Below are 23,539 nucleotides of genomic sequence, written 5' to 3'. Positions count from 1 at the left end.
CAGTGAAGTCGCAAATGAACCTTTGCAAGGTCATGATCCTGCGGCAAAGCGCAATCAGCTTGAGCCAAGGTCTTTGCGTAGTTGTGAGCGTTGATTAGACGCGTGACCCCGCAGTCCCTACGAAACCGCGCCTCAGCGATCGGTCCTGCTAGTAGGTCAATTACGTCCGCCTTAGCAGCTGCGATCATATGTTCCCGTTGCCCCGCCGCTGCGAGCTGCTCAGCCATGCCAAAATTGAAACGAGCCTTCCCCTTGGTGAACCCAAGCGCATCATTGGGTAGCTGCGTCAGCGAGACGTGATCAACCCATCGCGGGGGCTGGCTCGACAGCATAGAAATGGCGTGACCGGCTTCATGCACAGCAACGTAAAGCGGTAGGCGTCTCGATGGCGGGTTTCTTGTCTGTGATTCAGCCCATTTTAGAGCGTATCGAGTGCGAGACAAACTGTGAGACAATCGCCATCACAAACCACCTAAGTCATTGATTTTACTGAGGTGGTGAGCCCTGCTGGGTTCGAACCAGCGACCTACTGATTAAAAGTCAGTTGCTCTACCGACTGAGCTAAGGGCCCGGTGCCGTGTGGACGGTCTGGGTGGGGGTCACCTAAGGGGCTGGCGGCGCTTGGTCAAGCGGGCTTGCAACTGTCGTATGCTCATGTGGGTCAATGGATCGCGCCACTCGCCCGCGATCGTCACCGCAGGATCGAGGACGAAGCGGCGGCTGCGAAAGGCCTGGTGGGGTACGACAAGCCCGCCTTGCGATGTAGCATAGGCTCCGCCATCCCAAAGCACGATGTCCAGATCCAGCACCCGCGCACCCCATGCGCGGCCTAGCCGGCGGCGACCGAAGTCTTGTTCAATCTCGTGAAGGCTGTCCAGGAACGCCTCCGGGTCCTCGCTCGAGCGGACCACGGCGGCAGCATTGGCATACCGGCGCCGCGACGGGCCGAGAGGCGCGGTTTCGATTATCCGCGATGCGGCGAGCACCCTGCACTCACCAAGACCGAGAACCTGCAGTGCTGCTGCCAGCACGCGCCGGGGCGCGCCATGGCGCCCGTGCCTCACGTTCGAGCCAAGCGCAACAAGATAGCGATGGCTGTCCATGCGCTCCGCGTCCCTGAACTGCGAGCGGCTCAGATGTCCTGAGCGATGCGTGTATAAAGCTGAGGCCGGCGATCGCGGAAGAACCCCATGCCTGCGCGGTGCCGTGCAGCCCGCGCAAGGTCGAGGGTAGCTACCAGGACACCGCTCTCATCGCGACCGAACTCCGCCACGTAATCACCCCACTCGTCGGTGACAAACGAATGGCCATAGAATGCCTGCTCGCTGCCGCACTCAAGTTCAGGCCCGATGCGGTTGGCGGCGATCACCGGCATGCAGTTGGACACCGAGTGACCGACCATGGCCCGGCGCCACATGCGGCTTGTATCGAGATCGGCATCGTAGGGCTCCGAGCCGATGGCAGTTGGATAGAACAGCAGTTCGGCGCCCATCAGCGCCATGACCCGGGCCGCCTCGGGATACCACTGATCCCAACAGATGCCGACGCCGATGCGCGTTCCGAAAACGTCCCAGACCTTGAAACCGTCGTTCCCGGGCCGGAAATAATACTTTTCTTCATACCCCGGCCCATCGGGGATGTGGCTCTTGCGATAGGTGCCCATGATCTCGCCGTCGGTGTCGATCATGGCGAGCGTATTGTAGTAGTGGTGCCCGTCGCGCTCGAAGAAACTGGTCGGGATGGCGACCTTCAGCTTCGCCGCGAGTGCGCGCATGGCGATGACGGAAGGGTGCTCGGCCGTCGGCCGCGCAAGCGCGAACACCGCCTCGTCCTCGATCTTGCAGAAATAAGGGCCGGAGAACAGTTCGGGCGGCAACACAATTTGGGCACCGCGACCGGCAGCCTCTTCCACCAGCGCGGAAACGGCGGAAATGTTCTCGGCCTCGTCAGCGGAGGCGAGGGCAAGCTGCAGGGCGGCGACAGTGATCTCGGTCATGGTGCTCAGTTATGGATTGCACCGCGGTAAGTCCAGAGCGGGCGCGCTCAGTCACGCTTGCGAAAGAGCAGGGTCATGCGATCGCTCTCGCCGATGGCCTGGTATCTGGCGCGGTCCTTGTCCTTCAGCGCCAGCGAGGGCGGCAACGTCCAGACGCCGTCCGGCCAGTTCGCGTTGTCCTTGGGATTTGCGTTGATCTCGGACTTGCCGGCGAGCGTGAAGCCGTTCACTTCCATGAAGCGGATGACATCGGCTTCGCGTAGGTAGCCCTTCGAACCATCGCTGTATGCGTAGGGCGCATCGGCGCGGGCGCGGTGTTGCTCGATGCCGACAAGGCCGCCCGGCTTGAGGAGGGCACGCAGAGCCTTCACTTCGCTGTCCGCGATGTTCCAGCGCATGAGGTTGTGCATCATGCGCGCGATGATGATGACGTCGAACGTGCCTTTCTCCGCCTCTGGCACGGCGTCGAGGGTGTAGGCGGCGAAGCGTCCGGCATCGATGCCTGTGAACTTGGCGACGTCGGCCGGGTATGCGGCGGCTGCCCTGCGGATCGCCTCCTTGTCCTTGAACGCGCCGCTCGCGGGGTCGAAGTACAGGCCGACAAGGTGCCCCTGCTTACCGAGGTACAGGCCCAGGAAGCGCGAATACCACTCGCCACCGGGCGCGTATTCGCCGACCTTCATCTCCGGTCCTACCTGGAAGAAGCTCAGGGTCTCGACAGGATGGCGCGCAGGGTCCCGCGCACGGTCGTCCTTGCGCAAGGGGCTGGCGGCCGCGAGTTCGAGCAGTGCCTCGCAGCCCTTGCAGGCCTGCGTCTGGGTTCCCTTGCGAACAGGCTCGGCCGAAAGAGGCACAGCGACAAGGCCAAGGAGCGAAGACAGGGTCAGCAGGGCGCGGCGCATCGGGTTCTCCTCCGGCGGTTCCGGCGGAACACTAAACGCCCCGCGGCCAATGACAAGCGGGCAAAGCGTACCTATCTAGCCACGCATTCCTTCCACTGAGGACATGAACGAGAATGGAAACGGCAATCGTGGCTGGCGGGTGCTTCTGGTGCACCGAGGCAGTCTTCCGCGACGTGATCGGCGTCACAAAGGTCGAAAGCGGCTATATCGGCGGCTCTGTCGAGAACCCGACCTACAAGCAGGTCTGCTCCGGCACCACCGGGCATGCCGAGGCGATCGAGGTGACGTACGACCCGGAAGTGATCTCGCATGCCGAGATCCTCGACGTATTCCTTGGCACGCACGATCCGACGCAGCTCAACCGTCAGGGCAACGACGTGGGCACGCAGTACCGCTCGGCGATCTTCCCACTCGACGACGCTCAGGCCGAAGAGGCTGCCGCCGCGATCGCGCGCTGGGATGCCGAGCATCCCGGTGAGAAGGCAGTCACGACGATCGAGGGACCTGCCCACTGGTATCCCGCAGAAGACTACCATCAGGAATACTGGGACGGCGAAGGCCAGCGCAACCCCTACTGCCTTGCGGTGATCCCGCCGAAGCTGATGAAGCTGCGCAAGAGCTTCCAGGACAAGGTCAAGGCCTGACGCGAAGCGGTAGGCCGCCAGCCGGGGCTAGTGCTGCCCGGGCTGGCGGCAGACCACATGACGCCTCGACCTCTTCGTAACCTGCAATCCTTCCAGTGTTCCACCTAGGGACAACTGCAAAGTCGAACTTCCTTAAATCACCGGTCACAATACTAGGGCTCCCGGCACTTCCGCCGGACGAGTCCCGCCCATGTCTCCTGTTCGCACTGCTTCGCTCTCGCTGGCCGTTGTGGCCGCCGCGCTTATCACCAGCCCGGGCTTCGCCAGTTCCGGCATGATCGCGGGCACCGACGTGCTGCGGACGTGGAACCTCGTGGTGCTGGGCGACCTGACCTCGTCCTCCGAAGTCGAGGGGCGGACTTTCGTCGGAGGCAATCTGAACGGCAACTCGTCCAACTACCAGATCCAGCCTCTGCCCACATCCAGCACGGGCACTCCGGGACTGACCGTGGTCGGCGACGTCAATGGCGGACACAAGAACCTCAACAACGGTTCGGGAGCGGTTGTGGGCGGCAACGTCAACAGCGGGCTCAACCTGAACGGTGCGGCGCAGACGGTGCTGGTCGGCGGATCGATCAGCAACACCAACGTGAACAACAACACCGTCACCGCCGGGCTTGCGGCCAGCGATCCCGCGTTTTCGCAGAACCTGACGCAGCAGAAGAGCCTGATCGAAACGTCTATGAGCGGGCTCAGCCACTCCATGAGCACGCAAGGCGCCAACAGCGAACTCGTCGTCAGCGGCAACCGCGGCACTTTCAACGCACAGCCTGACGCCAACGGGGTTGCGGTGTTCAACATCACTGCCGCCGATCTCGACCGCATCGGCGAAATCCAGTTCAACCTCAACGGCGCGGACACGGCGATCGTCAACGTCTCGGGCAAGTCGATCACGCTGAACGACAACTTTCTTGGCGGGACCCAGAACCTGGGCGAGAACGTGATCTGGAACTTCCCGGATGCGAGCAGTCTTTCGCTGACGACGGCATGGGGCGGCTCGGTCCTGGCGCCGGGCGCGGCAGCGACGACCGGCAACTACATCCAGGGATCGGCCGTGTTCGGCAGCCTCGTCCAGAATGGCGAAATGCACGTCGGCACCTACAAGGGTGGCTACAACCCCTCGCCCAGCGATCCGGGCACTCCGACCACGCCGGGCGGAAGCTCTGGCGGAACGTCGGTTCCCGAACCCGGCATGGTGGGCATGTTCGCGCTTGCGCTCGGCGGCCTCTTGTTCTGGCGCCGCCGCCGGGTGCCTGCCTGAGGGGATAATGGGGCTGAACGGCTGCTTCGCGCGTTCAGCCTGCCCCTTCAGTCCTTCGTCCAACGCGAGACGAAGAAACCGTCGAGGCCGCCGTTTTCGGCAAGCATTCCCGGATCGGTGCGCAGGCTTCCCGAAGGAGTGGGCACCAGCCCGGCGGGCAGTTCGCCAGTGGTGATCGGCAGGGGCGACAGGCCTGCGGGCACCACCTGATCCTCCCCTTCTTCCGCTTCGAGCGAACACACCGCGTACACCAGCCGCCCGCCCGACTTCAGCCAGCCTGCGGCACGCTGGACGAGACGGGCCTGGAGATCGGCCATCTCCTCTATCTGGCGCGGGCCGATGCGGTGAAGCACGTCGGGATGCCGGCGGGCCGTGCCCGTGGCCGTACAGGGAGCGTCGAGCAGGATCGCGTCGAACTTCTGCTCCGGCTCCCATGCCAGAGCATCCGCCAGCACCACTTCCGCCTCCAGCCGGGTGCGGGCCAGGTTCTCGCGCAGCCGCTCCAGCCGACGCTTGGAATTGTCGAGCGAGGTAACCTGCCAGCCCTGGGCGGCCAGCTGCATCGTCTTGCCGCCCGGCGCGGCGCAGAGATCGAGCGCCGTGCGCCCTTCCCCCGGGCCAAGCAGGCGTGCGGGAAGGCTCGCGGCAAGATCCTGCACCCACCAGGCACCGTCCCGAAAGCCCGGCAGATGCTCGACCGCCGTGCCGCGCGGCAGACGCAGATGACCCGGCAGCAGTGATGTTCCCCCCATCCTTTCGGCCCATTCGGCGGTGGCATCGGGATCGCGCAGGGCGAGGTCGAGCGGCGGCGGCTCGGCAAGGGCGGCTGCGATGGCGTCGCCGCGCTCGCCCCAGCGGCCCGCGACATCTTCCGGCAGGGTCGGCACGCCGGGAAGGGCAGCGTTCTGCTTCATCAGCGTGGAGAACACCCCGTGGGCAAGGCGCCGCGGTCCTCCTATCAGCAGTGAAAGGCCGGTGGCGATCACTGCATGCGGCGGCGTCTCCAGCCGTAGGACCTGCGCCAGCATCAGCTGCAGCACCGCGCGCGGCTTGGCATCGTCCGGTAGCCGCTGGCGCGTGGCCGAATCGATCAGCGCGTCGAGATCGACCTTCCACCGCAGCGTCTCCCCCGCGATGGCCCGGGCAAGCGCGCGGTCGGCATCCCCCTTGACGCGCGCGAGAGCGGCACCGGCCGCTTGGTCGAGGGTTTCGCCCCTGCGCAGCACGGCATCGACGAGGTTAAGCGCGGCGCGGCGCGCGGGAAGGCCTGGAATGTCCATCGCGGGCCCCTATACCCAATTGCCTTTTTCCGCCAGCGGCACCACATCGCGTCCATGACCAAGCGCGCCACAGAACGTCCGGCAGGCTTTGCCAAGCCTACACACTGGACCAACGAGCCTGCCCCTCGTGCCGAAAGGCCCAAGGACGGCGAAGATTCCGACGGCCTTTCGCCCACCCGTTACGGCGACTGGGTCCGCAACGGTGTTGCCGTGGATTTCTGAGGACCGCCTTTTTGGCAGTCCGGGACGGTGCCGGAGAAGTCCGGGTTAGTCCGCGCCTTGCTGCCACCCACCGCCCAGCGCGAGGAACACCGCGATCTGGTGGTCCACGAGTGCAGCTTCCGCTGCGGCGTGGGACGCCTCGGCCGAAGCCAGGCTGCCTTGTGCACTAAGCAGATTGAGGAAATCGCTGCGGCCGAAGCGGAACAGCTTGTTGGCCTGAGCAGCGGATATGGCGGCATTGTCCCGCGCCCGGCCCAGCGCTGCCGCGCGTTCGCGGTGGCGACTGTAGGTTTCCATCGCGGACTCCGCCTGCCTCAACGCTTCAAGGACGGTGGCATCGAAGCCCGCCAGATCCGCACGCACAGCAGCGTCGGCCTGCTCGATCCGGGCGCGCACCACCGGGCGGTTGGGGAACGACCAGCTGAGCAGCGGTCCAAGGCTGAAGCCGAAGCTGTCTGAACTGCCGAAATCCTCCAGCTGACCCGAAAAGCCTGCCGAGCCACCGATGCTCACACTGGGATAAAGGTCTGCAGTGGCCACTCCGATACGCGCGGTGTCCGCTGCGATCAGGCGTTCCGCCTGTCGTATGTCGGCTCGCCGCCGGATGAGCGCAGTGCCATCCTCCACCGGTATGCTGCCGGCGAGGCGAGGCAGAGTGGCGCAGTCCGCCACTTCCCGGGGGTAGTCCGCCGGAGCACGGCCGAGCAAGGTGGCAAGCAGGTACAGCGCATTCTGGCGCTGTGCCGTGAAGGCGGGAAGCGAAGCCGCGCTTGTTTCGACCGCCGCGGCTGCGCGGCTGACGTCGAAAGCCGTGCCCCGGCCGCCGCGCTGCAGACGGCGCGTGGCATCCAGCGTCTGACGCTGAAGCGCCACGACCCGCTGCGTCACCGCCAGCTGATAGTTCGCGGCGCAAACCTGTGCATAGGCGCGGGTGGTCCCACCCGCCACGCTGACACGAACGGCATCGCGTGCCGCCTCGACGGCTTCCCGGTCAGCCTCCGACGCCTCGATCGCACGGCGCAGCTTGCCCCGGAGATCCAGAGGGTAGCTGACGGCGAGCCCCAGGTTGTCCATCACCACACCGGGAAGTGGCCTGCCGGTCTGCGACTGGCGGGAGACATCGACGCCGCCCGTGACCGAGGTCGTGATCTGCCGTCCCGCGGTCGCCTCGGCGACCACCGCCTGTGCCCGTTCGAGGTTCGCCTCGGCCTGCCGCAAGTCGGCATTGGCGGCGAGCGCCTGCTGGACGAGGCCGTCGAGGCGCTCGTCCCGATAAAGGCTCCACCAGCGATCGGGTAGCGACTCCTGCGAAAAGGCCGGACCGTTGACAGAGGCGAAGGGGCCCTGCGCGCCCGGCGTCACGGCGACGGAGTTCTCGGGCGGATGGTAGTCAGGACCCGCCGTGGCACAGGCGGAAAGGGCCAGCACCGCAGCAAGGGCGGCAGCGGGACGAAGACGCGCCATCATCGGCCTCCCGAAGCCTGCTGCGGCCGCGAAACCGGCTTCTCGCCCGGACGCTCCACCGTGACGGTGGCGGTGCGGCCGAGAATGAGCTGGACGTTATCCGGCACGTGAGTGAGTTTCACCCGGACGGGGATGCGCTGGGCCAGGCGGACCCACGAGAACGTCGCCTCCACATTGGGGAGCAGGTTGCCCGAATCGCTGCGGCTGTCGTCGTTGATGCCCGCCGCGATGCTCTCCACACGGCCCCTCAGCGGCTGCGCCTCGCCCATGAGATGCACCGTCACCGGGGCGCCGACACGGATCATCGGCAGCTTCGTTTCTTCGAAGTAGCCTTCGACGCGGATGGAGTCGCCATCGACCAGGGCCATCGCTTGGCTTCCTGCAGCAACGTAGTCGCCGGGGTGCAAGTCAAGGTTGGTGACGGTACCGTTGACTGATGCACGCACCTGGGTGCGCGCCAGGTTCAGCTTTGCGCCGTCGAGCGAACTCTGTGCCTCGGCCAACGCGGCACGAGCGGTGGCGACGCGCGCCACGTTCTGCTCGTGAGTCTCGGTCGCGACGAGATCGCCCAGTGCCAGATCGCGCGAGGCCTCGCGCTGCGCCTGCCCCAGCGTGGCCCGCGCGCTCGCCACGCTCGCCTCCCCCTGCTCCACCGCAAGCGAATAACGGGGCCTGTCGATCACGAAGAGCAGGTCGCCGGCTTTCACGGGCTGATTGTCGCGCACCGCGACGGACGTCACCAGCCCGCCGATATCGGGGGTTACCCGTACTACATCGGCGCGCACGCGGCCGTCACGGGTCCAGGGGCTGCGCTCGTAGTGGTTCCACATCCACAGCGCGATGACGATGGCAAGGGCGACGATGAGAATGGTGGCGGCGCTACGGCCGATCGCGGGAAGCAGGTTCTTCATGGATGGAAACCGATGTGGGGGGCAAGAAGGGACAAGGCGCCGAGGACCATGACATAGAGACAAAGGTCCACGAGCGCCCGGTAGGCGACGAAGCGGTACAGGCCGGCGTAGTCGGCCAGCCGCAGGAGCAGCATGGTCAGCACCGCCGCGATCACCGCAAGCAGGAGGAGCGTGGGCATGTAGACGCCCGCGATGGCGATCTCGCCGTTCATGAAATGCCTTTCAGGTCGGCGGCTTCGGGAAAGAGGTTGCGCCGCAGCGCGACAAGGGCAAGCGCAGCGTGGCGGCGTATTGAGCGATCCTCATCGCGCGCAAAGACGTGGAGCGCGCGATCGATATCGACCAGAAGCGCAGGCTCGGCAGGCGTGCGTTCGTCGGGCTCGAGGCGGCGGTAGTATTCACCCACCTGCGCCAGCACGGCGGTGAGTGGCGCGCTGCGTTGGGGCGGAAGGTCCAGGCGCAACTGGCGCAGTTCACCGATGGCTACACCCGTGCGCAGATCCCGCAGGACATCGTAGAGCGGCTCCCCGGGCGCCTTTCCGCTCAGCGCCAGCCGTGGCGAGAGCAGCGCGATGCGATCCAGCATCCGGTTGATCCAGCCCCGAACGTCCGGCGGCCCCATGAGGTTGCTGCGCCCGGCGATGTCGCGCCACCCCGCCCGCAGCGTTCGCCTGATCGCATGCTCAAGCCCCGCCGACTGCAGCAGACGCGCCATGACGATCGCGAAAAGCACTCCAATCAACTGCGCAAGCGCGCCATTGGTGAAGCTTACGAAATTATCGTTGTAACGCACGGCAATGATGAACGGACTGCCCATGCCCAGCAGTGCAGGCAAGGCTATTCCGGCGAACCGGGGCGAGTGCATGAGCGATCCCAGCACGAGCAGCGGCGGGGCAAGGGTAAGCGCGAGTTCGGGAAAGCCGTCGATCCGGGGCAGGATGGCGAAGGCGTACAGCATCCCGAGGAGACTGGCGATGAGCGTGCCCCAGAAGAACATCCACAGCGGCAGCAGCGGATTGTCCGAGGCGGAGAATAGCGCAAGGAAAACGCCTGCCAGCATGACCGCGCTCGCGCCGTCGTGCCAGCCGCTGCCGATCCACAGTATACATCCGACAATGATGGTGATCGCAGCGCCTGCTCCCGCCCGCAGGGCACCGGCATAATCCCGGTGAAGTTCACGGTTGCGGCGCCCTTCCAGCAGGCGCGGAATGCGCGGCGACACCGGCTTGCGGTCGAGCGTGCCGAGCTGGTCGGCGAGGTCGCGGCAATCGAGGTGCGCGTCGATCAGGCTGGAAAGCCGCGCGCCAAGGCTGAGTTGCAGCAGTTCGTCCCAGTCGGCCTCGGGGGTGAAGTCCGGCTCCAGTGCCGCGGCCCGGAACTTCAGCGCGTCGGCTACGCGTTCGCGCTCCTCGCGCGGACCGTCCATCGTATCGAGCCACGTCCGGGTATCGGCAAGGAGCCCTTCGGCTTCCGGGGTCAGGGCTTCGCGCTCCCTCAGGATGGCCACCCTGTCAGCCACCGCCGCGCCCAGCGGCATTAGGAGCGAGAGCTGGTCCTGAAGTGCCCGGACAGCGCGAACGCGAGGCGCCGGCCGACTGGTTTCGTACGGAAGGTGGATCGACAGGTTGTGCAGTTCCGTCACGTCCTGTGCCAGACGGCGGCGCTCGGCCTCCACCGAAGCGTCGGGCTCCAGCTCAAGGGAGTCGCGGGTCCAGCGCTCGGCGTCGCGCAGCATCATGGCGATGCGCCCGAGCAGGAAGGCTGATACGGAGTTCGGGAATACCACTCCGTGCATGAGGCTGCCGCACAGGATGCCGATGGTGATCTCCTGCACCCGCAGCGAGGCGTCGACGAAGATCTCGCCGGGCGTGTTCACCGCCGGCAGAACGATCAGCACGGCGGTGTAGCCGGCAAGCACGAAGGCATAGCCGCGCGGTGTGCGCTCCAGCAACGAGACGAACACGCAAAGACCAAGCCAGAACGCGATCGCAAGCGTCAGGAGTTCGGGACTATGGGCGAGAGGCGGAACCATGATCACCGCCGCAGCCGCGCCGATGAAGGTTCCGATGACGCGGAACAGCGCCTTGGAAATGACCGCACCGGCCAGCGGCGCTGCGACGATGTACGAAGTGAGGAAGGCCCAGTACGGCCGCTCGAGCCCGATCGCGAAAGAGATATAGGTGGCCAGCAGTGCAGCCGCGAGCGCCTTCAGCGAGAATACGGCGGCCGGCAGGCCCCAGCGGGCACCGAAGGCGGGGTTCACGCCCGGCCCCGCATGTCGGCGGCTCGCCCGGCTACGGTTCCGAACAGACGTACGGCGGCATCGATGTCCGCATCGGGAATGCCGTCGAGCAGCTCGGCGCGCAAGTCCACCAGACGTTTGTCGGCCTTGCGGGCAAGGGCTTTACCCGTCTCCGTCAGATGGAGCCGGTGGGCACGTCGATCGTCTTCGTCGGCCCGCCGCTCGACCAGACCGTCGCGCTCCAGCTGTTGCACCGTACGCACCAGAGATGCCTCGGTGATACCGATAGCGCGCGCGAGATCGCCCTGGCGCGCTCCCTCGCCCAGTCGGCTGAGATGGACCAGCGCCCATCCCGCCGAATTCGATATTTCGAGCGAGCCCAGTATACGGTCCGCCAGCTGCAACCAGGCGCGAGACACCGGATTGAGTTGGGTCGCAAATTCGTGAAGGAGGGCGAGTCGGTCGGTCATGGAGACGGTTAGTTAGGCTCCTAACTATTTCACCGCAACGGGAGGCGTCTTGCGATTTACAATCCAGCAATGCCGTAAATTGCAATCGGTGCAAGCAGAGTTGGCACCATCAACCCAGGTTGGCGCTTAGGGATCGATATGGATCGGCGTGCCATCGGCCACCGCTTTCCAGAGCTCCTCCATCTCCGCATTGGAAACGGCGATGCAGCCGTCCGTCCAGTCCCCTGGCACGCGCTTCGCGAAGCGGTCGCCCGGCTGTCCGTGGATCATGATCATCCCGCCAGGCGATCGGCCTTGCGCTGCCGCATAGGCCCGGTCCGCACGGTTGGGATACGAGATATGGAGCGAGAGGTGATAAGCGCTGTCGGGATTGCCCCAGTCGATGGTGTAGCGCCCCTCCGGCGTGCGTTCGTCACCCTCGAAGTGCTTGGGGCCAACGGGCTCGTCGCCGAGCTGCAGTCCTTCGATGACACGGACGATCCGCCCGCCGGACCACAGCTCCATCACCCGCGCCGCCTTGCGCACGTGGATCAGATCGATTTCGGGAAGGCCGTGCCCAGCCTCTCCGGCCGGGGCACCGCCTCCGAGCAGCAGCAGGAGCGGGGCGAACCATCGTGCGCCCCGCACGACAATCAGTCCGCGAAAGGATCACGCACGAGGATCGTATCCTCGCGCTCCGGGCTGGTCGATACCAAGGCCACGGGGGTCTCGATCAGTTCCTGCACGCGCTGGATGTACTTGATCGCCTGCGCCGGCAGGTCCGCCCACGAGCGCGCACCTGCGGTGGTGCCCTGCCAGCCATCCATTTCCTCGTAGATCGGCTCCACCGCGGCCTGATCGGCGGCGTGGCTCGGATAGTAGTCCAGAACCTTGCCGCGCAGGCGATAGCCGGTGCAGATCCTGACCTTCTCGAAGCCGTCCAGCACGTCGAGCTTGGTGAGCGCGATGCCGGTCACGCCCGAGATCGCGCAGGACTGGCGCGTGAGCACCGCGTCGAACCAGCCGCAGCGGCGCTTGCGGCCGGTCACGGTGCCGAATTCATGGCCTCGCTCGCCGAGGCGCTGGCCGGTCTCGTCTTCCAGCTCGGTCGGGAACGGCCCTGAGCCGACGCGGGTGGTGTAGGCCTTGACGATGCCCAGCACGAAGCCCGTCGCCGACGGGCCAAGGCCCGAGCCAGAGGCGGCCGTGCCGGATACTGTGTTCGAGCTGGTGACGAAGGGATAAGTGCCGTGATCGACGTCGAGCAGCACGCCCTGTGCACCCTCGAACAGGATGCGCGCGCCCGCTTTCTTCACCTTGTTCAGGCGGCGCCATACCGGCTGTGCGAACTGCAGAACGAAAGGCGCGATTTCGCGCAGTTCATTGAGCAGCGCCTCGCGGTCGATCGGCGGCTGTCCGAAGCCCGCGCGCAGCGCGTCGTGGTGCGCGCAGAGACGATCGAGCTGCGGCTCCATGGCATCGAGGTGGGCAAGGTCGCACACGCGGATAGCCCGGCGTCCCACCTTGTCCTCGTAAGCCGGACCGATGCCGCGCCCGGTGGTCCCGATCTTGCCTGCCCCGGCCGCTGCCTCGCGAAGACCATCCAGTTCGCGGTGGACGGGCAGGATCAGCGGACAATTGTCGGCGATGGCGAAGTTCTCGGCGTTAATCTCGACGCCCTGTCCGCGAAGCTTTTCGACTTCGCTCTTCAGATGCCAGGGATCGAGCACCACGCCGTTGCCGATGATCGAGAGCGTGCCGGTGACGATGCCCGAAGGCAGCAGGCTCAGCTTGTAGACCTGCTCGCCCACGACAAGCGTGTGCCCGGCATTGTGACCGCCCTGAAAGCGTACCACGGCATCGGCGCGGCTTGCCAGCCAGTCGACGATCTTGCCCTTGCCCTCATCGCCCCACTGGGCGCCGATCACGGTTACGTTGGCCATGGATATACTCCTCCACCCCGCCAAGGTGGATCCGGCATCGCCCTTCGACAGGACTCGGCGAAACGGATTGTCATCGGGGCACGGGCGCCCCAGCTTTTCGGAGGGCGCACTAAGGGGAAGGCGCCCCGCTAGTCAAGGGCGGAGAATGGTCCCGCTCAGAGCGGGACCGCTTCCGCCCCTTCCAGCCGGTGCGAACAGCCAAGCGCGATGGGCTCGTCCCCGTCGGCAAGCGCCGCGACCGTGACCCAGCCGATGGCGCGCTGCCGGGCGGCGACTTCACGATCATGTCCGAGGGGCAGGAACAGGCGGCGCTCCTCTCCCGCACCTGCCGCCAGTGCCTCTATCAGTGGATCGGGATATAGCGAGAAGCCCGTGGCAGCCTCCGGATCGCGGCCGGCCTGGCCAAGGATGGCGTAGGTGCCGCCGCGCCCCAGGCTGCCGGAAACACCGTCGGCGTAGATCGTGAAGCCGAACCATGACTGGTACTCGAAGCCGTGGCGCTCCGAGGGATCGAGGGTCAGGCGCGCCTTGTCGCCGACGCGCGCCGCGATGGCGCGAAGGCCCGCGATGCGGCTGGCAAGGACCCCGCGCTCCTCAGTTCCGTTCAAGTCGAAATCCTGCAGTCGCTCGATCGCGGCATCGAATGGGCCCACGGCGTAGAGCAGCGGGAGATAGGCCGCGCCGCCCGCATCCACGAGCCCGCCCGCGTCCTTGGCATCGAGCATCCGGCGCACTTTTTCGATCGACGAAGCCGGCAACGGCAGCGCGCCCGCACTCAAGGTGTCGACAAGGTCAGGCAGCGTGAAATCGACCGAAACGCCTGTAGCGCCGGCCGCACGAAGAGCCTCGATTGCGAGCTCCACGATCTCGGCTGCCCCGTCCGGGGAATCGGTCCCGATAAGTTCGGCGCCCACCTGCAGCCGCTCGCGCGCGGGGTCGAGACCGTCGCCCTTTACCGTCACGACCTGTCCCGAATAGGAAAGCCGCAGCGGACGGGGCGCCTGCGAGAGCCCGGTAGCGGCGATGCGCGCAACCTGCGCGGTCATGTCCGAACGCATCGCCAGCATGCGCAGCGACACCGGATCCATGAAGCGGAACATGCGGCGCACCTGCACGCCCGCCATGCGGCTGGCGAGAGCCTTCTCGAATTCGAGCACCGGGGTTTCCACGCGGGCGTAGCCATGGCTCGCCAGCACATCATGCGCGGCGCGGCGCACTGTCTGGGAAGCCCATGCCTGCTGCGGCAGACGGTCGCCCAAGCCCTCGGGCAGAAGATCGCGGTCGTTCTCGTGCATAGTGGCGGCGCCTTAGCGAGGCGCGGGCAATTTGTCGAATGGCGAAGCGGCTGCGGGGTGCCTTCGCCTGCCCCCTGCATGCGGCAATCCGCAGCAACCTTGCGCGCAAGCCGGGTGTTGCATTCTCATACCTCGAAACAGGAGACAGAGCATGCCCATGGATCCCGACGACAAGGACACGATGCCAGAGGATCAGGACGAAAACGCCATGGAAGAGGCGCAGGAAGATGCCGCGCAGGAGCGCGAAGAAGAAGGCGGCTACCAGTAAACCCGCCGTCTGCTTGCGAGACAGCGGAAAAGAGGGGCCGGCGTTCGCACGCCGACCCCTCTTCCGTTGAGAGCCTGAATTAAAGGTCAGGTCAGAACGACAGCGCCTTGACCGTCTTCACACCCGGGAGGGCGCGAGCCGCTTCGAGCACTTCCACCCCGACCGGGCTGTCGACCGAGAGGAGCAGCACCGCCTCGCCGCCGGCCTCGCGGCGACCGAGGTTGAAAGTGCCGATGTTGATGCCGTTTTCACCCATCAGCGTGCCGATGCGGCCGATGAAGCCCGGCGCGTCCTCGTTGACGATATAGAGCATCGAGCCCTCGAGCTCCGCCTCGACCTTGATGCCGAACATCTCGACCAGGCGCGGCTCGACGTTGTTGAACAGCGTGCCTGCGACCGAGCGCTCACCCGCCTCCGTCTTCACCGAAACGCGGATGAGCGTGTGGTAGTCGCCCTCGCGCTCGGTCTTGACCTCGCGCACTTCAAGGCCGCGCTCCTTGGCGAGGAACGGGGCATTGACCATGTTCACCGTGGCCGACTGCACGCGAAGGAAACCCGCGAGGACGGCCGCGGTGATCGGCTTCTGGTTCAGCTCTGCGGCGGCGCCTTCCACGTGGATCGAGATGCGCGGCACCGAGTCCACCGTCAGCTGTCCGACCATCGAGCCCAGCACTTCGGCAAGCTTCATGTAGGGCTTGAGCTTGGGCGCTTCCTCGGCGCTGAGCGAAGGCATGTTGAGCGCGTTGGTGACACCGCCGTTGACGAGGTAGTCGGCCATCTGCTCGGCCACCTGTAGCGCGACGTTGACCTGCGCTTCGGTGGTCGATGCGCCAAGGTGCGGCGTGCAGATGAAGTTCGGCGTGCCGAACAGGGGCGATTCCTTGGCCGGCTCGGTCTGGAACACGTCGAGGGCGGCACCGGCGATGTGGCCGGAATCGAGGCCCGCCTTGAGCGCTGCCTCGTCGATCAGGCCGCCGCGCGCGCAGTTGACGATCCGCACGCCCTTCTTCGTCTTGGCAAGATTCTCGGCCGAGAGGATGTTGCGGGTCTGGTCGGTCAGCGGCGTGTGCAGGGTGATGAAATCGGCGCGCGCCAGCAGCGTGTCGAGGTCGGCCTTTTCCACCCCCATTTCCACGGCGCGCTCGGGCGTCAGGAACGGGTCGAAGGCAACGACCTTCATGCGCAGACCAAGGGCCCGGCTGGCGACGATCGAGCCGATGTTGCCCGCGCCGATGAGGCCCAGGGTCTTGCCGGTGACTTCGACGCCCATGAAGCCGTTCTTCGGCCACAGGCCCGCCTGGGTCTGTGCATTGGCTTCGGGGAGCTGGCGGGCCAGCGCGAAGATGAGCGCGATGGCATGCTCGGCGGTGGTGATAGAATTGCCGAACGGAGTGTTCATCACGACGACGCCCTGCGCCGAGGCGGCGGGAATATCGACGTTGTCGACCCCGATGCCTGCACGGCCGACGACCTTCAGGTTCTTGGCCGCAGCGAGCACTTCTGCGGTCACCTTGGTCGACGAACGGATCGCGAGGCCGTCGTATTCGCCGATGCGGGCGATCAGCTGCTCGGGCGTCTCGCCGGTGATGACGTCTACGTCGCAGCCCATCTCGGCGAAGATGCGGGCGGCGTTGGGGTCCATCTTGTCGGAAATGAGGACTTTGGGCTTGGTCATGGGAATATCCTTGTCGTCATCCCGGCACAGGCCGGGATCGCAGGCCGCAGTTGCGGCGCCATGTGGAGAGCGGTCCCGGCTTTCACCGGGACGACGTTAAACTTTAGGCGGTCGCCCGCGCTTCTGCCTTGACGGTGGCATAGGCCCAGTCGAGCCAGGGACCGAGATCCTCGATGTCCTGGGCATCGACGGTGGCGCCGCACCAGATCCGCAGCCCCGCAGGCGCGTCGCGGTAGCCGGCAACATCGTAAGCGGCGTCCTGCTTCTCGAGCAGAGCGGCGAACTTCTTGATGAAGTCCGCGTCGGCGCCTTCGACCGTCAGGCAGACCGAGGTCCTGGAGCGGCTCGCCTCGTCGATGGCGAGATGGCCGAGCCAGTCACGCTCCTCGACGATCTTGCCGAGCGCGGCCGCATTGGCGTCGGAGCGGGCTTTCAGGCCCTCGAGACCCCCGAGCGACTTCGCCCATTCCAGCGCGAAGATCGCGTCCTCGACCGCGAGCATCGAAGGCGTGTTGATGGTCTCGCCCTTGAACACGCCCTCGGCGAGCTTGCCCTTGGAGACGAGGCGGAACACCTTGGGGAGCGGCCAGGCCGGAGTGTAGGTTTCAAGCCGCTCGACCGCGCGAGGCCCGAGGATCAGCACGCCATGGCCGCCCTCGCCGCCAAGCACCTTCTGCCACGAGAAGGTGGCGACATCGATCTTGGACCAGTCGATGTCGTAGGCGAAAACGGCCGAGGTCGCATCGGCGAAGGACAGGCCTTCGCGGTCGGCCGGAATCCAGTCGGCGTTGGGGACGCGCACGCCCGAAGTGGTGCCGTTCCAGGTGAAGAGCACGTCCGTGCTCCAGTCCACCTGGGTGAGGTCGGGAAGCTGGCCGTAGTCGGCGCGGATCACAGTGGGGTCAAGCTTGAGCTGCTTGGCGGCGTCCGTCACCCAGCCCTCGCCGAAGCTTTCCCAGGCGAGCGTTGTCACGCCGCGCGCGCCGAGCATGGTCCACATGGCCATCTCGAAAGCGCCGGTGTCCGAGCCGGGAACGATGCCGATGCGGTGGGTCTCGGGCAGCTGCAGCACTTCGCGCATCAGTTCGATGCTGTAGGCGAGGCGCGACTTGCCGATCTTCGCGCGGTGCGAACGACCCAGCGATTCGACGTTCAGTTTTTCGGGGGCATATCCGGGCGGCTTGGCGCATGGACCGGACGAGAAGTGCGGACGCGCAGGCTTGCGCGCAGGTAAGCTAATTACATCAGTCATTTCTGACTCTCCTTGCAGAGAGCTCGCGCGGCGTTGGGACCGCGTGGCCCGGAGCCGCTCCTAATGTGAGCACAGGATATGTCAATCGCCTTGCAGGCCGTGCGGCTGTGCAAAACGACCGGCCGCGTATGGCGCAGGGCCAAGCGGTGGGGCACGGGTAAGCGCAGGTTAAGCGGAGCCCCCGGAAGTTTGACCCCATGCGGAAATTTCTCCTCACCCTTCCCGTGATCGCCCTGGTGAGCGGATGCATCGACAGCCCGGAACCGCCGCGGCGCAAACCGTCGCGCACGGCGAATCGGCCTGCAAGGCAGCCGGATGCGAACGTGCGGCAGTGCCTTTCGAAGCTGGGCGGGCAGCAGGCAGTGTTCACGCCTGTTGAAGACAGGCACTACGGCAGCGCCTGCTCTACCGTCGGCACGGTGAAGCTGGCGGCGCTAAACACCGACAACGCCACCGTTTCCCTTTCCGGACTGGGCCCAGTGACCTGCAGCATGGCGACGCCTTTCGCCGCCTGGGTCCGCTACGGGGTGGACCGCGCGGCGCAGCAGATCCTGGGCAGCCGGGTTATCAAGGTCGAAACGTTCGGAAGCTACTCCTGCAGGAACGTCGCGGGCACCAACCGCCGCTCGGGCCATGCCACGGCCAATGCGATAGACGTATCGGGCTTTGTCCTGGGCGATGGCCGCCGGATCACCGTCCTCGACGACTGGAACGGCGGCACCTCGGCTGAACGGCGGTTCCTGCGGGTGGTGCATGACAGTGCCTGCAAGCGGTTCGGCACCACGCTTGGGCCCGGGTACAACGCAGCCCACGCCAATCACCTGCATCTCGAGGCGGACGGCGCGGATTTCTGCCGCTGAGCGGGGTCATGACGAAAAGCGCATGTTTCCCCGGGAAAACACCGCTATGGTCCCCTAATGGCATCTTCCTCGCCCTACGCGCTGGCCGTGCGCAGCTACGGATCGGCAAGCACGCTCGACCGGCACGGCTTCGCGCAGATCGTGCTCCCGCTGACCGGGGCGCTGGAGATGGAGATCGGCGGGCGCGGTGCTGCGATCGCGCGGGGTGATCTTGCCTTCGTGGAGGCCGAGACCGATCACGACCAGCAGGCGGACCGGGCGAACAGCGCCTTCATCCTCGATCTCGATCCAGACAACCTCGCACCTGCTTTGCGCGACAGGCTCTCGCTTCTGCCCTTTCGTCCGCTGCCGCCAGCGGCGACCAAGCTGGTCGACTTCATGGCCCTGACGATGGGAGATGGCCTTCCTCCCGCCAACCTCGAGCGCTGGGTGCCCCTGCTTCTCGACACTCTGGAGGGCTGCGCGCCGCGTGCGCAGTCGCGGCTTGCGGTGCTTCTGGCAGCCGTGGAGGCAGCTCCAGGCGCCGAGTGGAGCGCGGCCGCCATGGCGGCGCATGCTCGCCTCAGCGTCAGCCGGCTGCATGCGCTGTTCCGCGAGGAACTGGACACCACTCCGCGCGCATGGCTTTCCGCCTTGCGGCTGGCCCGGGTGCGTCATGAACTCGCATCGGGCACGCAGCCGATCGCGCAGCTGGCCCATCGCTTCGGTTACTGCGACCAGAGCGCTCTCAGCCGAGCGGTGCGGGAGGCGACGGGTCTTCCGCCGGGAGCATACCGCAGGCGCATGCAGGACCAGGCGAAGGCGACGCAGCCTTTTGAGGAGCCAGCGCCAAGAACCCGATAGGATACGCCAAGACACCTGCCCCCCGCGCGTGGGACCGCCCGTCATCTCGCGAAATGCGCAAAGGAGCAGGAAATGACGCAGAGATCGGACAGGGCGGAAGGGATCGCCTGCGGAATCGGCGCCGGGGCGCTCTGGGGTCTGGTCTTCCTCGTGCCGGAAGTGGCGCGCGATTTCGGAGCGCTGCATCTCGCCGCCGGTCGTTATATCGCGTACGGCGTGATCGCATGCGCGCTGCTGGCCCCGCGCTGGAAGCGCATCCTGCCTCATCTCGCGCTTCGTGACTGGTGGATACTGCTGGCGTTGGGGATGCTTGGCAACACGTTCTACTACGTGCTGCTGGTTAGCGCGGTGCAACTGGCCGGGATCGCGCTCACTTCGCTCGTAATCGGCTTCATCCCCGTCGTGGTCACGCTTGTCGGCAGCCGTGACAAGGCGGCGCCTTCGCTTGCGGGCCTGGCGCCGTCGCTGCTGCTGGGGACGGCAGCCGCGCTTTGCATCGGCTGGCAGGCCGCTCGCGGCAGCGCCGCAGGCGGCGAGGCTGCCGGACAGCTCGCAGGCCTGCTCTGCGCGATAGGTGCGCTAGCCTCGTGGGCAGGGTTCGCGGTCGCGAACAGCCGTTGCCTGTCGCGACTGGTCGCGATTTCCGCGCACGACTGGAGTCTGCTCCTGGGTGTCGCCACGGGCGCTCAGGCACTGCTGCTCGTACCGGTCGCCCTTGCGCTGGAGCCGCAGGGTCACGACGCCATGGCCTGGACTCGGTTCGCTGCTCTCAGCCTTGGCGTCGCGGTCTTCGCCTCCATCGTAGGTAATGCGCTGTGGAACAGGATGTGCCGGCTTCTGCCGCTCACGATGGTCGGACAGATGATCCTGTTCGAGACGCTCTTCGCGCTGCTCTACGCCTTCCTGTGGGAACAGCGCCTGCCCACCGGCGCAGAAATTCTGGCGATCGTCCTGGTAATCTCCAGCGTCTTGTCGTGCCTTTCGGTTCACCGCTCGCCGGGTGCACAGGATTCCGCAGGCCCGTCCACGCCTGAGAAACAATCGGCGCGGGCGCGGCGTTCCGGAGGAGAAACCTGCAAGGAAGCCTCATGACCCGAACGCTCGAACAACTCTCGGAGAAGATGCGCGACATCGACTTCGCGTTTCTTTCCACCCGAACCAGCGGCGGTGCCATCGCCGCACGGCCCATGAGCAACAACCGCGAGGTGGACTACACCGGCGATGCATGGTTCTTTGCCGAAGATACGACCCGCATGGTTAGCGACATCGAAGCCGATCCGAACGTGGGGCTGACCTACCAGGGGAGTGCGGGCTTTCTCGGCATGCGCCCGTTCTTCCTTGCGGTGGAAGGCCACGCCACCCTGATCCGGGACAAGGCGCTGTTCGCCGACCACTGGACGCGCGGCCTCGAACGGTGGTGGCCGGACGGCATCGACACTCCCGGGCTCCTTCTCATCCGGGTGACCGGCGAGCGGGCGCATTACTGGGACGGCGAGGACGAAGGCGAACTGGAACTGCCCCGACGATCCTGAAGAGCACGGCGGGGCGAGCGATCAGGCAGCGAGTTCGGATCGATTGCGCCCCGCGTTCTTGGCCCGGTAAAGGGCGAGGTCCGCGTTTCGCAGGGCCTCGTCGTCACCCTGCCCGCGAGCCAGCGGAGCGATCCCGGCGCTTACGGTGACGTGGATGATGCCATCGGCACGATCGTGGACTTCCGCCCGCTCGGTCCGCTTGCGAATGCGCTCGCAGACAAGCCGCGCCTGCTCCGGCCCCATGCCGCCCAGCACAACGGCAAACTCCTCGCCTCCGAGCCGGGAAACGAGGTCCCCTTCCCGGACCGATGCACGCAGCACATCGGCGAAACGCTGCAGCACAAGGTCTCCGCAGGCATGCCCGAAGCGGTCGTTGATGCGCTTGAAATGGTCGAGGTCGAACACCGCCACGCAGCCCAGTGCCTCGCTTCCATCGCCGGACGCAAGCAGGGCCGGCAGCGCCTCCTCGAAGGCGCGACGATTGTAGAGGCCCGTAAGCGGATCGGTCATCGCCTGGTGGGTGAGGTCTTCCATCAGCTTGCGGCGTCCGGTGACTTCGCGCACGATGCTGACGTTGCCGATCACCGCCCCCTTCTCGTCGAGGACCGCGCGCATGTGGCTTTCCATCCAGATCCAGTCGCCGTCCTTGCACAGCACCCGGTACTCCGCGATCGCGGTCTCGTCGGGGCTGGCCAGGACTCGTCTTCGCGCCTCGAGAACCGCCGGGAGGTCTTCGGCCGAGACAAGGTGGAACATGATCCGGCCGGTCAGTTCATCGGGGCGATAGCCCCACACCCGCTCGGTCGAGGGAGAGGCGTAGCGAAGAGTGCCGTCCACGCCCAGACGAATGATGATGTCGCTGGTTCGGTCGAGCACGACCCGGTGCAATGCCTCGGCAGCGTTCATCCGCTCGAACAGCCGCCTACGGGTGCGCAGTTCGGCCGCAAGCGGAAGGAGGATGAGAACGATCGAGGCGAAGTATACCTGCAGCACCTGCAGCCTGACCGCTATGTCTCCGCGCAGCAGCATCGTCGGCCCGTGCCCGGCGATCGAAAGCGGCAACGCGATCGCCAGAAGCACCACGATGGACACTATGGCGCCAAACCGTCCCAGCCTCAGCGTGGCGGCGATCATCGGCATGAAAGGAAGGATGACCAGCGGGATCCTCTCCTGTCCGAACGCCGCCAGCGATGCCGCGGCTACGAGGCCGATCAGAACCAGCGCCTCGCGCATCCGGCTGCTGCCCGCCGTCGCGATCCACTGACGCGTCTGCCCGCGCAGGGTGAGCAGCATGGGCGGCGCGAAGGCCACGAGCCCGAGCGCGTGTCCGGCGTACCAATCGCGCCACGCGATCCCGAACGATATGCCCCGCGCCTGGTGGACGCACCATGCTGCCAGCAATGCGGTTGTCGCGGGTACCGCAAAGCCTCCGATCGCCAGGAACCAGCCCACCTCGGGGACGGACTGGAATCGTCCGAAACGGGGATAGGCTCGTTTTATCAGCCACGCGGCGAAAACAGCCTCCGCCACGCAGATCAGCGGCAGAGGGATCGAGGCCCAGCCCCGCATCCCGAAGAGATGCGAAGCAAGCATCGCAGTTGGAAGGCAGAGCAAGACAATGCCCGTCCACCTTCGGCGCGGCCGCGCGCAAAGCGCCGCGAACAACACGCTGCTCGCCAGCCAGACGATCGCCACACCCCCGTCGAAGCGGGTCAGGATCAGCGTTGCAGCCGCACATGGGAAGTATGCGATGGAAGTGAGCGCCGCTTCGCGAAAGTGTCGAAAACCAGGATGAGCGGCGGAACGGTCCATGCCTTTCTTATAGGAAACCATGATTAGAATTCAGTAAAGACCCTCTCTTGCGTCTCGCCGCCCAAGCACAGGCGATGAACGGAGGAGAACGGGACCTCGCTCTTCGCGCCATTCCGGATCTTTGCGACGGAACCCATGCACTCCGGCCGCTTTTCCCCTACCTCTAGGATCGCCGGAGTGTTAGAAGAGGAAACGTGAGCACCGCCATTCCCTATCGCTATCAGGTCGGCATCGAGTCCGACGACATCGACTTCATGGGTCATGTCAACAATGCCTCTTACCTCAAGTGGGTGCAGGCCGCCGTGCTTGATCACTGGAAGGCCCTGGCACCGTCGGAGGCAGTGGCCCAGCACCTGTGGGTCGCCCTGAAGCACGAGATTACCTATCGCAAGCCCGCCTTCATCGACGACGACGTGATCGCAACCGTCCTGCTCGAAAAGGTGCAGGGCGCGCGTGCCATGTACGAGACCGTGATCCGCCGCGGCGAGGAAGTGCTCGCCGAGGTCAAGTCAAGCTGGTGCTGCGTTGATGCCGAGACGCTCCGCCCTGCCCGGATCGCGCGGGACATCATTCAGCGCTTCTTCACCAGCGAAAGCGCCGATCCGGCCTGATCCCGGCGGCGTCGATTGTCAGGCGGGCGAGCCGGGATGATCCCACGGCCGTCTCGTCCTGACCCGTTTCAGTCTTG

At 65.9% G+C, this 23,539-nt stretch carries 23 protein-coding genes and 1 tRNA gene; 8 read left to right on the top strand and 16 right to left on the bottom strand.

All coding sequences use genetic code 11. The annotated features are described in order from the left end of the window. Nucleotides 1-495: 495 nt before the first annotated feature. The 4 genes from GR702_RS12535 to GR702_RS12520 form a co-directional block, all read right to left on the bottom strand. A tRNA-Lys gene (locus tag GR702_RS12535) sits at nt 496-571 on the bottom strand. Between the two features lie 28 nt (nt 572-599). Beyond that, the gene (gene folK / locus GR702_RS12530; protein WP_160986228.1) at nt 600-1,103 is read right to left on the bottom strand and encodes a 2-amino-4-hydroxy-6-hydroxymethyldihydropteridine diphosphokinase; all 504 of its coding nucleotides are present in this window, start codon (nt 1,101-1,103) and stop codon (nt 600-602) included. Between the two features lie 29 nt (nt 1,104-1,132). Further along, nucleotides 1,133-1,996 carry an N-carbamoylputrescine amidase gene (aguB, locus tag GR702_RS12525; protein ID WP_160986227.1) on the bottom strand — a complete coding sequence of 288 codons (864 nt, stop codon included), beginning with the start codon at nt 1,994-1,996 and terminating at the stop codon, nt 1,133-1,135. A gap of 47 nt (nt 1,997-2,043) precedes the next feature. Next, nucleotides 2,044-2,898 (bottom strand): class I SAM-dependent methyltransferase, encoded by an 855-nt coding sequence (locus tag GR702_RS12520; RefSeq protein WP_160986226.1) that lies wholly within the window; start codon nt 2,896-2,898, stop codon nt 2,044-2,046. 113 nt (nt 2,899-3,011) lie between these two features. Between GR702_RS12520 and msrA the strand changes: the two genes are divergently transcribed. Both msrA and GR702_RS12510 read left to right on the top strand, forming a co-directional pair. Then, nucleotides 3,012-3,542, top strand: coding sequence for a peptide-methionine (S)-S-oxide reductase MsrA (gene msrA / locus GR702_RS12515; protein ID WP_160986225.1), 531 nt, complete (start codon nt 3,012-3,014; stop codon nt 3,540-3,542). Nucleotides 3,543-3,732: 190 nt separating this feature from the next. After that, nucleotides 3,733-4,803, top strand: coding sequence for a choice-of-anchor A family protein (locus GR702_RS12510; RefSeq protein WP_160986224.1), 1,071 nt, complete (start codon nt 3,733-3,735; stop codon nt 4,801-4,803). A 47-nt stretch (nt 4,804-4,850) separates the two neighbouring features. On the opposite strand, the gene GR702_RS12505 is transcribed toward GR702_RS12510, so the two are convergent. Continuing rightward, nucleotides 4,851-6,083 (bottom strand): RsmB/NOP family class I SAM-dependent RNA methyltransferase, encoded by a 1,233-nt coding sequence (locus GR702_RS12505; protein WP_160986223.1) that lies wholly within the window; start codon nt 6,081-6,083, stop codon nt 4,851-4,853. A 54-nt stretch (nt 6,084-6,137) separates the two neighbouring features. Here GR702_RS12505 and GR702_RS12500 point away from each other — a divergent pair, with 54 nt between their 5' ends. Then, nucleotides 6,138-6,305, top strand: a complete 168-nt coding sequence (locus GR702_RS12500) for a DUF1674 domain-containing protein (RefSeq protein ID WP_160986222.1) — start codon at nt 6,138-6,140, stop codon at nt 6,303-6,305. A 45-nt stretch (nt 6,306-6,350) separates the two neighbouring features. Here the strand turns inward: GR702_RS12500 and GR702_RS12495 are convergent, their stop codons facing one another. The 10 genes from GR702_RS12495 to GR702_RS12450 all read right to left on the bottom strand — a co-directional run bounded on the left by GR702_RS12495 (nt 6,351) and on the right by GR702_RS12450 (nt 17,804). Next, on the bottom strand, nt 6,351-7,769 hold the full coding sequence (locus GR702_RS12495; RefSeq protein WP_160986221.1) for an efflux transporter outer membrane subunit: 1,419 nt from the start codon (nt 7,767-7,769) through the stop codon (nt 6,351-6,353). Further along, a complete protein-coding gene (locus GR702_RS12490) occupies nt 7,769-8,680 on the bottom strand; it encodes an efflux RND transporter periplasmic adaptor subunit (RefSeq protein ID WP_160986220.1) in 912 nt (303 codons plus the stop codon). Before GR702_RS12490 ends, GR702_RS12495 begins: the two co-directional genes overlap by 1 nt. Next, the gene (locus tag GR702_RS12485; RefSeq protein WP_160986219.1) at nt 8,677-8,892 is read right to left on the bottom strand and encodes a DUF1656 domain-containing protein; all 216 of its coding nucleotides are present in this window, start codon (nt 8,890-8,892) and stop codon (nt 8,677-8,679) included. Before GR702_RS12485 ends, GR702_RS12490 begins: the two co-directional genes overlap by 4 nt. Next, nucleotides 8,889-10,943 (bottom strand): FUSC family protein, encoded by a 2,055-nt coding sequence (locus tag GR702_RS12480; RefSeq protein ID WP_160986218.1) that lies wholly within the window; start codon nt 10,941-10,943, stop codon nt 8,889-8,891. The genes GR702_RS12485 and GR702_RS12480 overlap by 4 nt, the downstream gene beginning before the upstream one ends. Then, nucleotides 10,940-11,392, bottom strand: a complete 453-nt coding sequence (locus GR702_RS12475; RefSeq protein ID WP_160986217.1) for a MarR family winged helix-turn-helix transcriptional regulator — start codon at nt 11,390-11,392, stop codon at nt 10,940-10,942. The genes GR702_RS12480 and GR702_RS12475 overlap by 4 nt, the downstream gene beginning before the upstream one ends. A gap of 126 nt (nt 11,393-11,518) precedes the next feature. Next, the gene (locus GR702_RS12470; RefSeq protein WP_160986216.1) at nt 11,519-12,019 is read right to left on the bottom strand and encodes a L,D-transpeptidase family protein; all 501 of its coding nucleotides are present in this window, start codon (nt 12,017-12,019) and stop codon (nt 11,519-11,521) included. Nucleotides 12,020-12,024: 5 nt separating this feature from the next. Next, nucleotides 12,025-13,314 (bottom strand): adenylosuccinate synthase, encoded by a 1,290-nt coding sequence (locus GR702_RS12465; protein ID WP_160986215.1) that lies wholly within the window; start codon nt 13,312-13,314, stop codon nt 12,025-12,027. A gap of 155 nt (nt 13,315-13,469) precedes the next feature. Continuing rightward, nucleotides 13,470-14,609, bottom strand: a complete 1,140-nt coding sequence (locus GR702_RS12460; protein WP_160986214.1) for an ATP phosphoribosyltransferase regulatory subunit — start codon at nt 14,607-14,609, stop codon at nt 13,470-13,472. A 359-nt stretch (nt 14,610-14,968) separates the two neighbouring features. After that, on the bottom strand, nt 14,969-16,552 hold the full coding sequence (gene serA, locus GR702_RS12455; protein ID WP_160986213.1) for a phosphoglycerate dehydrogenase: 1,584 nt from the start codon (nt 16,550-16,552) through the stop codon (nt 14,969-14,971). Between the two features lie 103 nt (nt 16,553-16,655). Then, entirely contained in the window at nt 16,656-17,804 is a 1,149-nt protein-coding gene (locus tag GR702_RS12450) for a phosphoserine transaminase (RefSeq protein ID WP_160986212.1), read from the bottom strand. Between the two features lie 197 nt (nt 17,805-18,001). Between GR702_RS12450 and GR702_RS12445 the strand changes: the two genes are divergently transcribed. The 4 genes from GR702_RS12445 (at nt 18,002) to GR702_RS12430 (ending at nt 21,039) form a co-directional block, all read left to right on the top strand. Beyond that, entirely contained in the window at nt 18,002-18,664 is a 663-nt protein-coding gene (locus GR702_RS12445; protein WP_160986211.1) for an extensin family protein, read from the top strand. Nucleotides 18,665-18,721: 57 nt separating this feature from the next. Next, entirely contained in the window at nt 18,722-19,507 is a 786-nt protein-coding gene (locus tag GR702_RS12440; RefSeq protein ID WP_160986210.1) for an AraC family transcriptional regulator, read from the top strand. A gap of 72 nt (nt 19,508-19,579) precedes the next feature. Next, nucleotides 19,580-20,599, top strand: coding sequence for a DMT family transporter (locus GR702_RS12435; protein WP_160986209.1), 1,020 nt, complete (start codon nt 19,580-19,582; stop codon nt 20,597-20,599). Continuing rightward, a complete protein-coding gene (locus GR702_RS12430; RefSeq protein WP_160986208.1) occupies nt 20,596-21,039 on the top strand; it encodes a pyridoxamine 5'-phosphate oxidase family protein in 444 nt (147 codons plus the stop codon). Before GR702_RS12435 ends, GR702_RS12430 begins: the two co-directional genes overlap by 4 nt. Before the next feature lie 21 nt (nt 21,040-21,060). Here the strand turns inward: GR702_RS12430 and GR702_RS12425 are convergent, their stop codons facing one another. Further along, nucleotides 21,061-22,851, bottom strand: coding sequence for a sensor domain-containing diguanylate cyclase (locus GR702_RS12425; RefSeq protein ID WP_160986207.1), 1,791 nt, complete (start codon nt 22,849-22,851; stop codon nt 21,061-21,063). 194 nt (nt 22,852-23,045) lie between these two features. Here GR702_RS12425 and GR702_RS12420 point away from each other — a divergent pair, with 194 nt between their 5' ends. Then, nucleotides 23,046-23,462 (top strand): thioesterase family protein, encoded by a 417-nt coding sequence (locus GR702_RS12420; protein WP_160986206.1) that lies wholly within the window; start codon nt 23,046-23,048, stop codon nt 23,460-23,462. Nucleotides 23,463-23,539 lie beyond the last annotated feature (77 nt).

The organism is Novosphingobium silvae, assembly GCF_009856825.1.
In the GTDB taxonomy this organism is placed as follows: domain Bacteria; phylum Pseudomonadota; class Alphaproteobacteria; order Sphingomonadales; family Sphingomonadaceae; genus Novosphingobium; species Novosphingobium silvae.
Note: the sequence above shows the minus strand (reverse complement) of the source record. Positions and strands in the feature narration are given on the sequence as shown.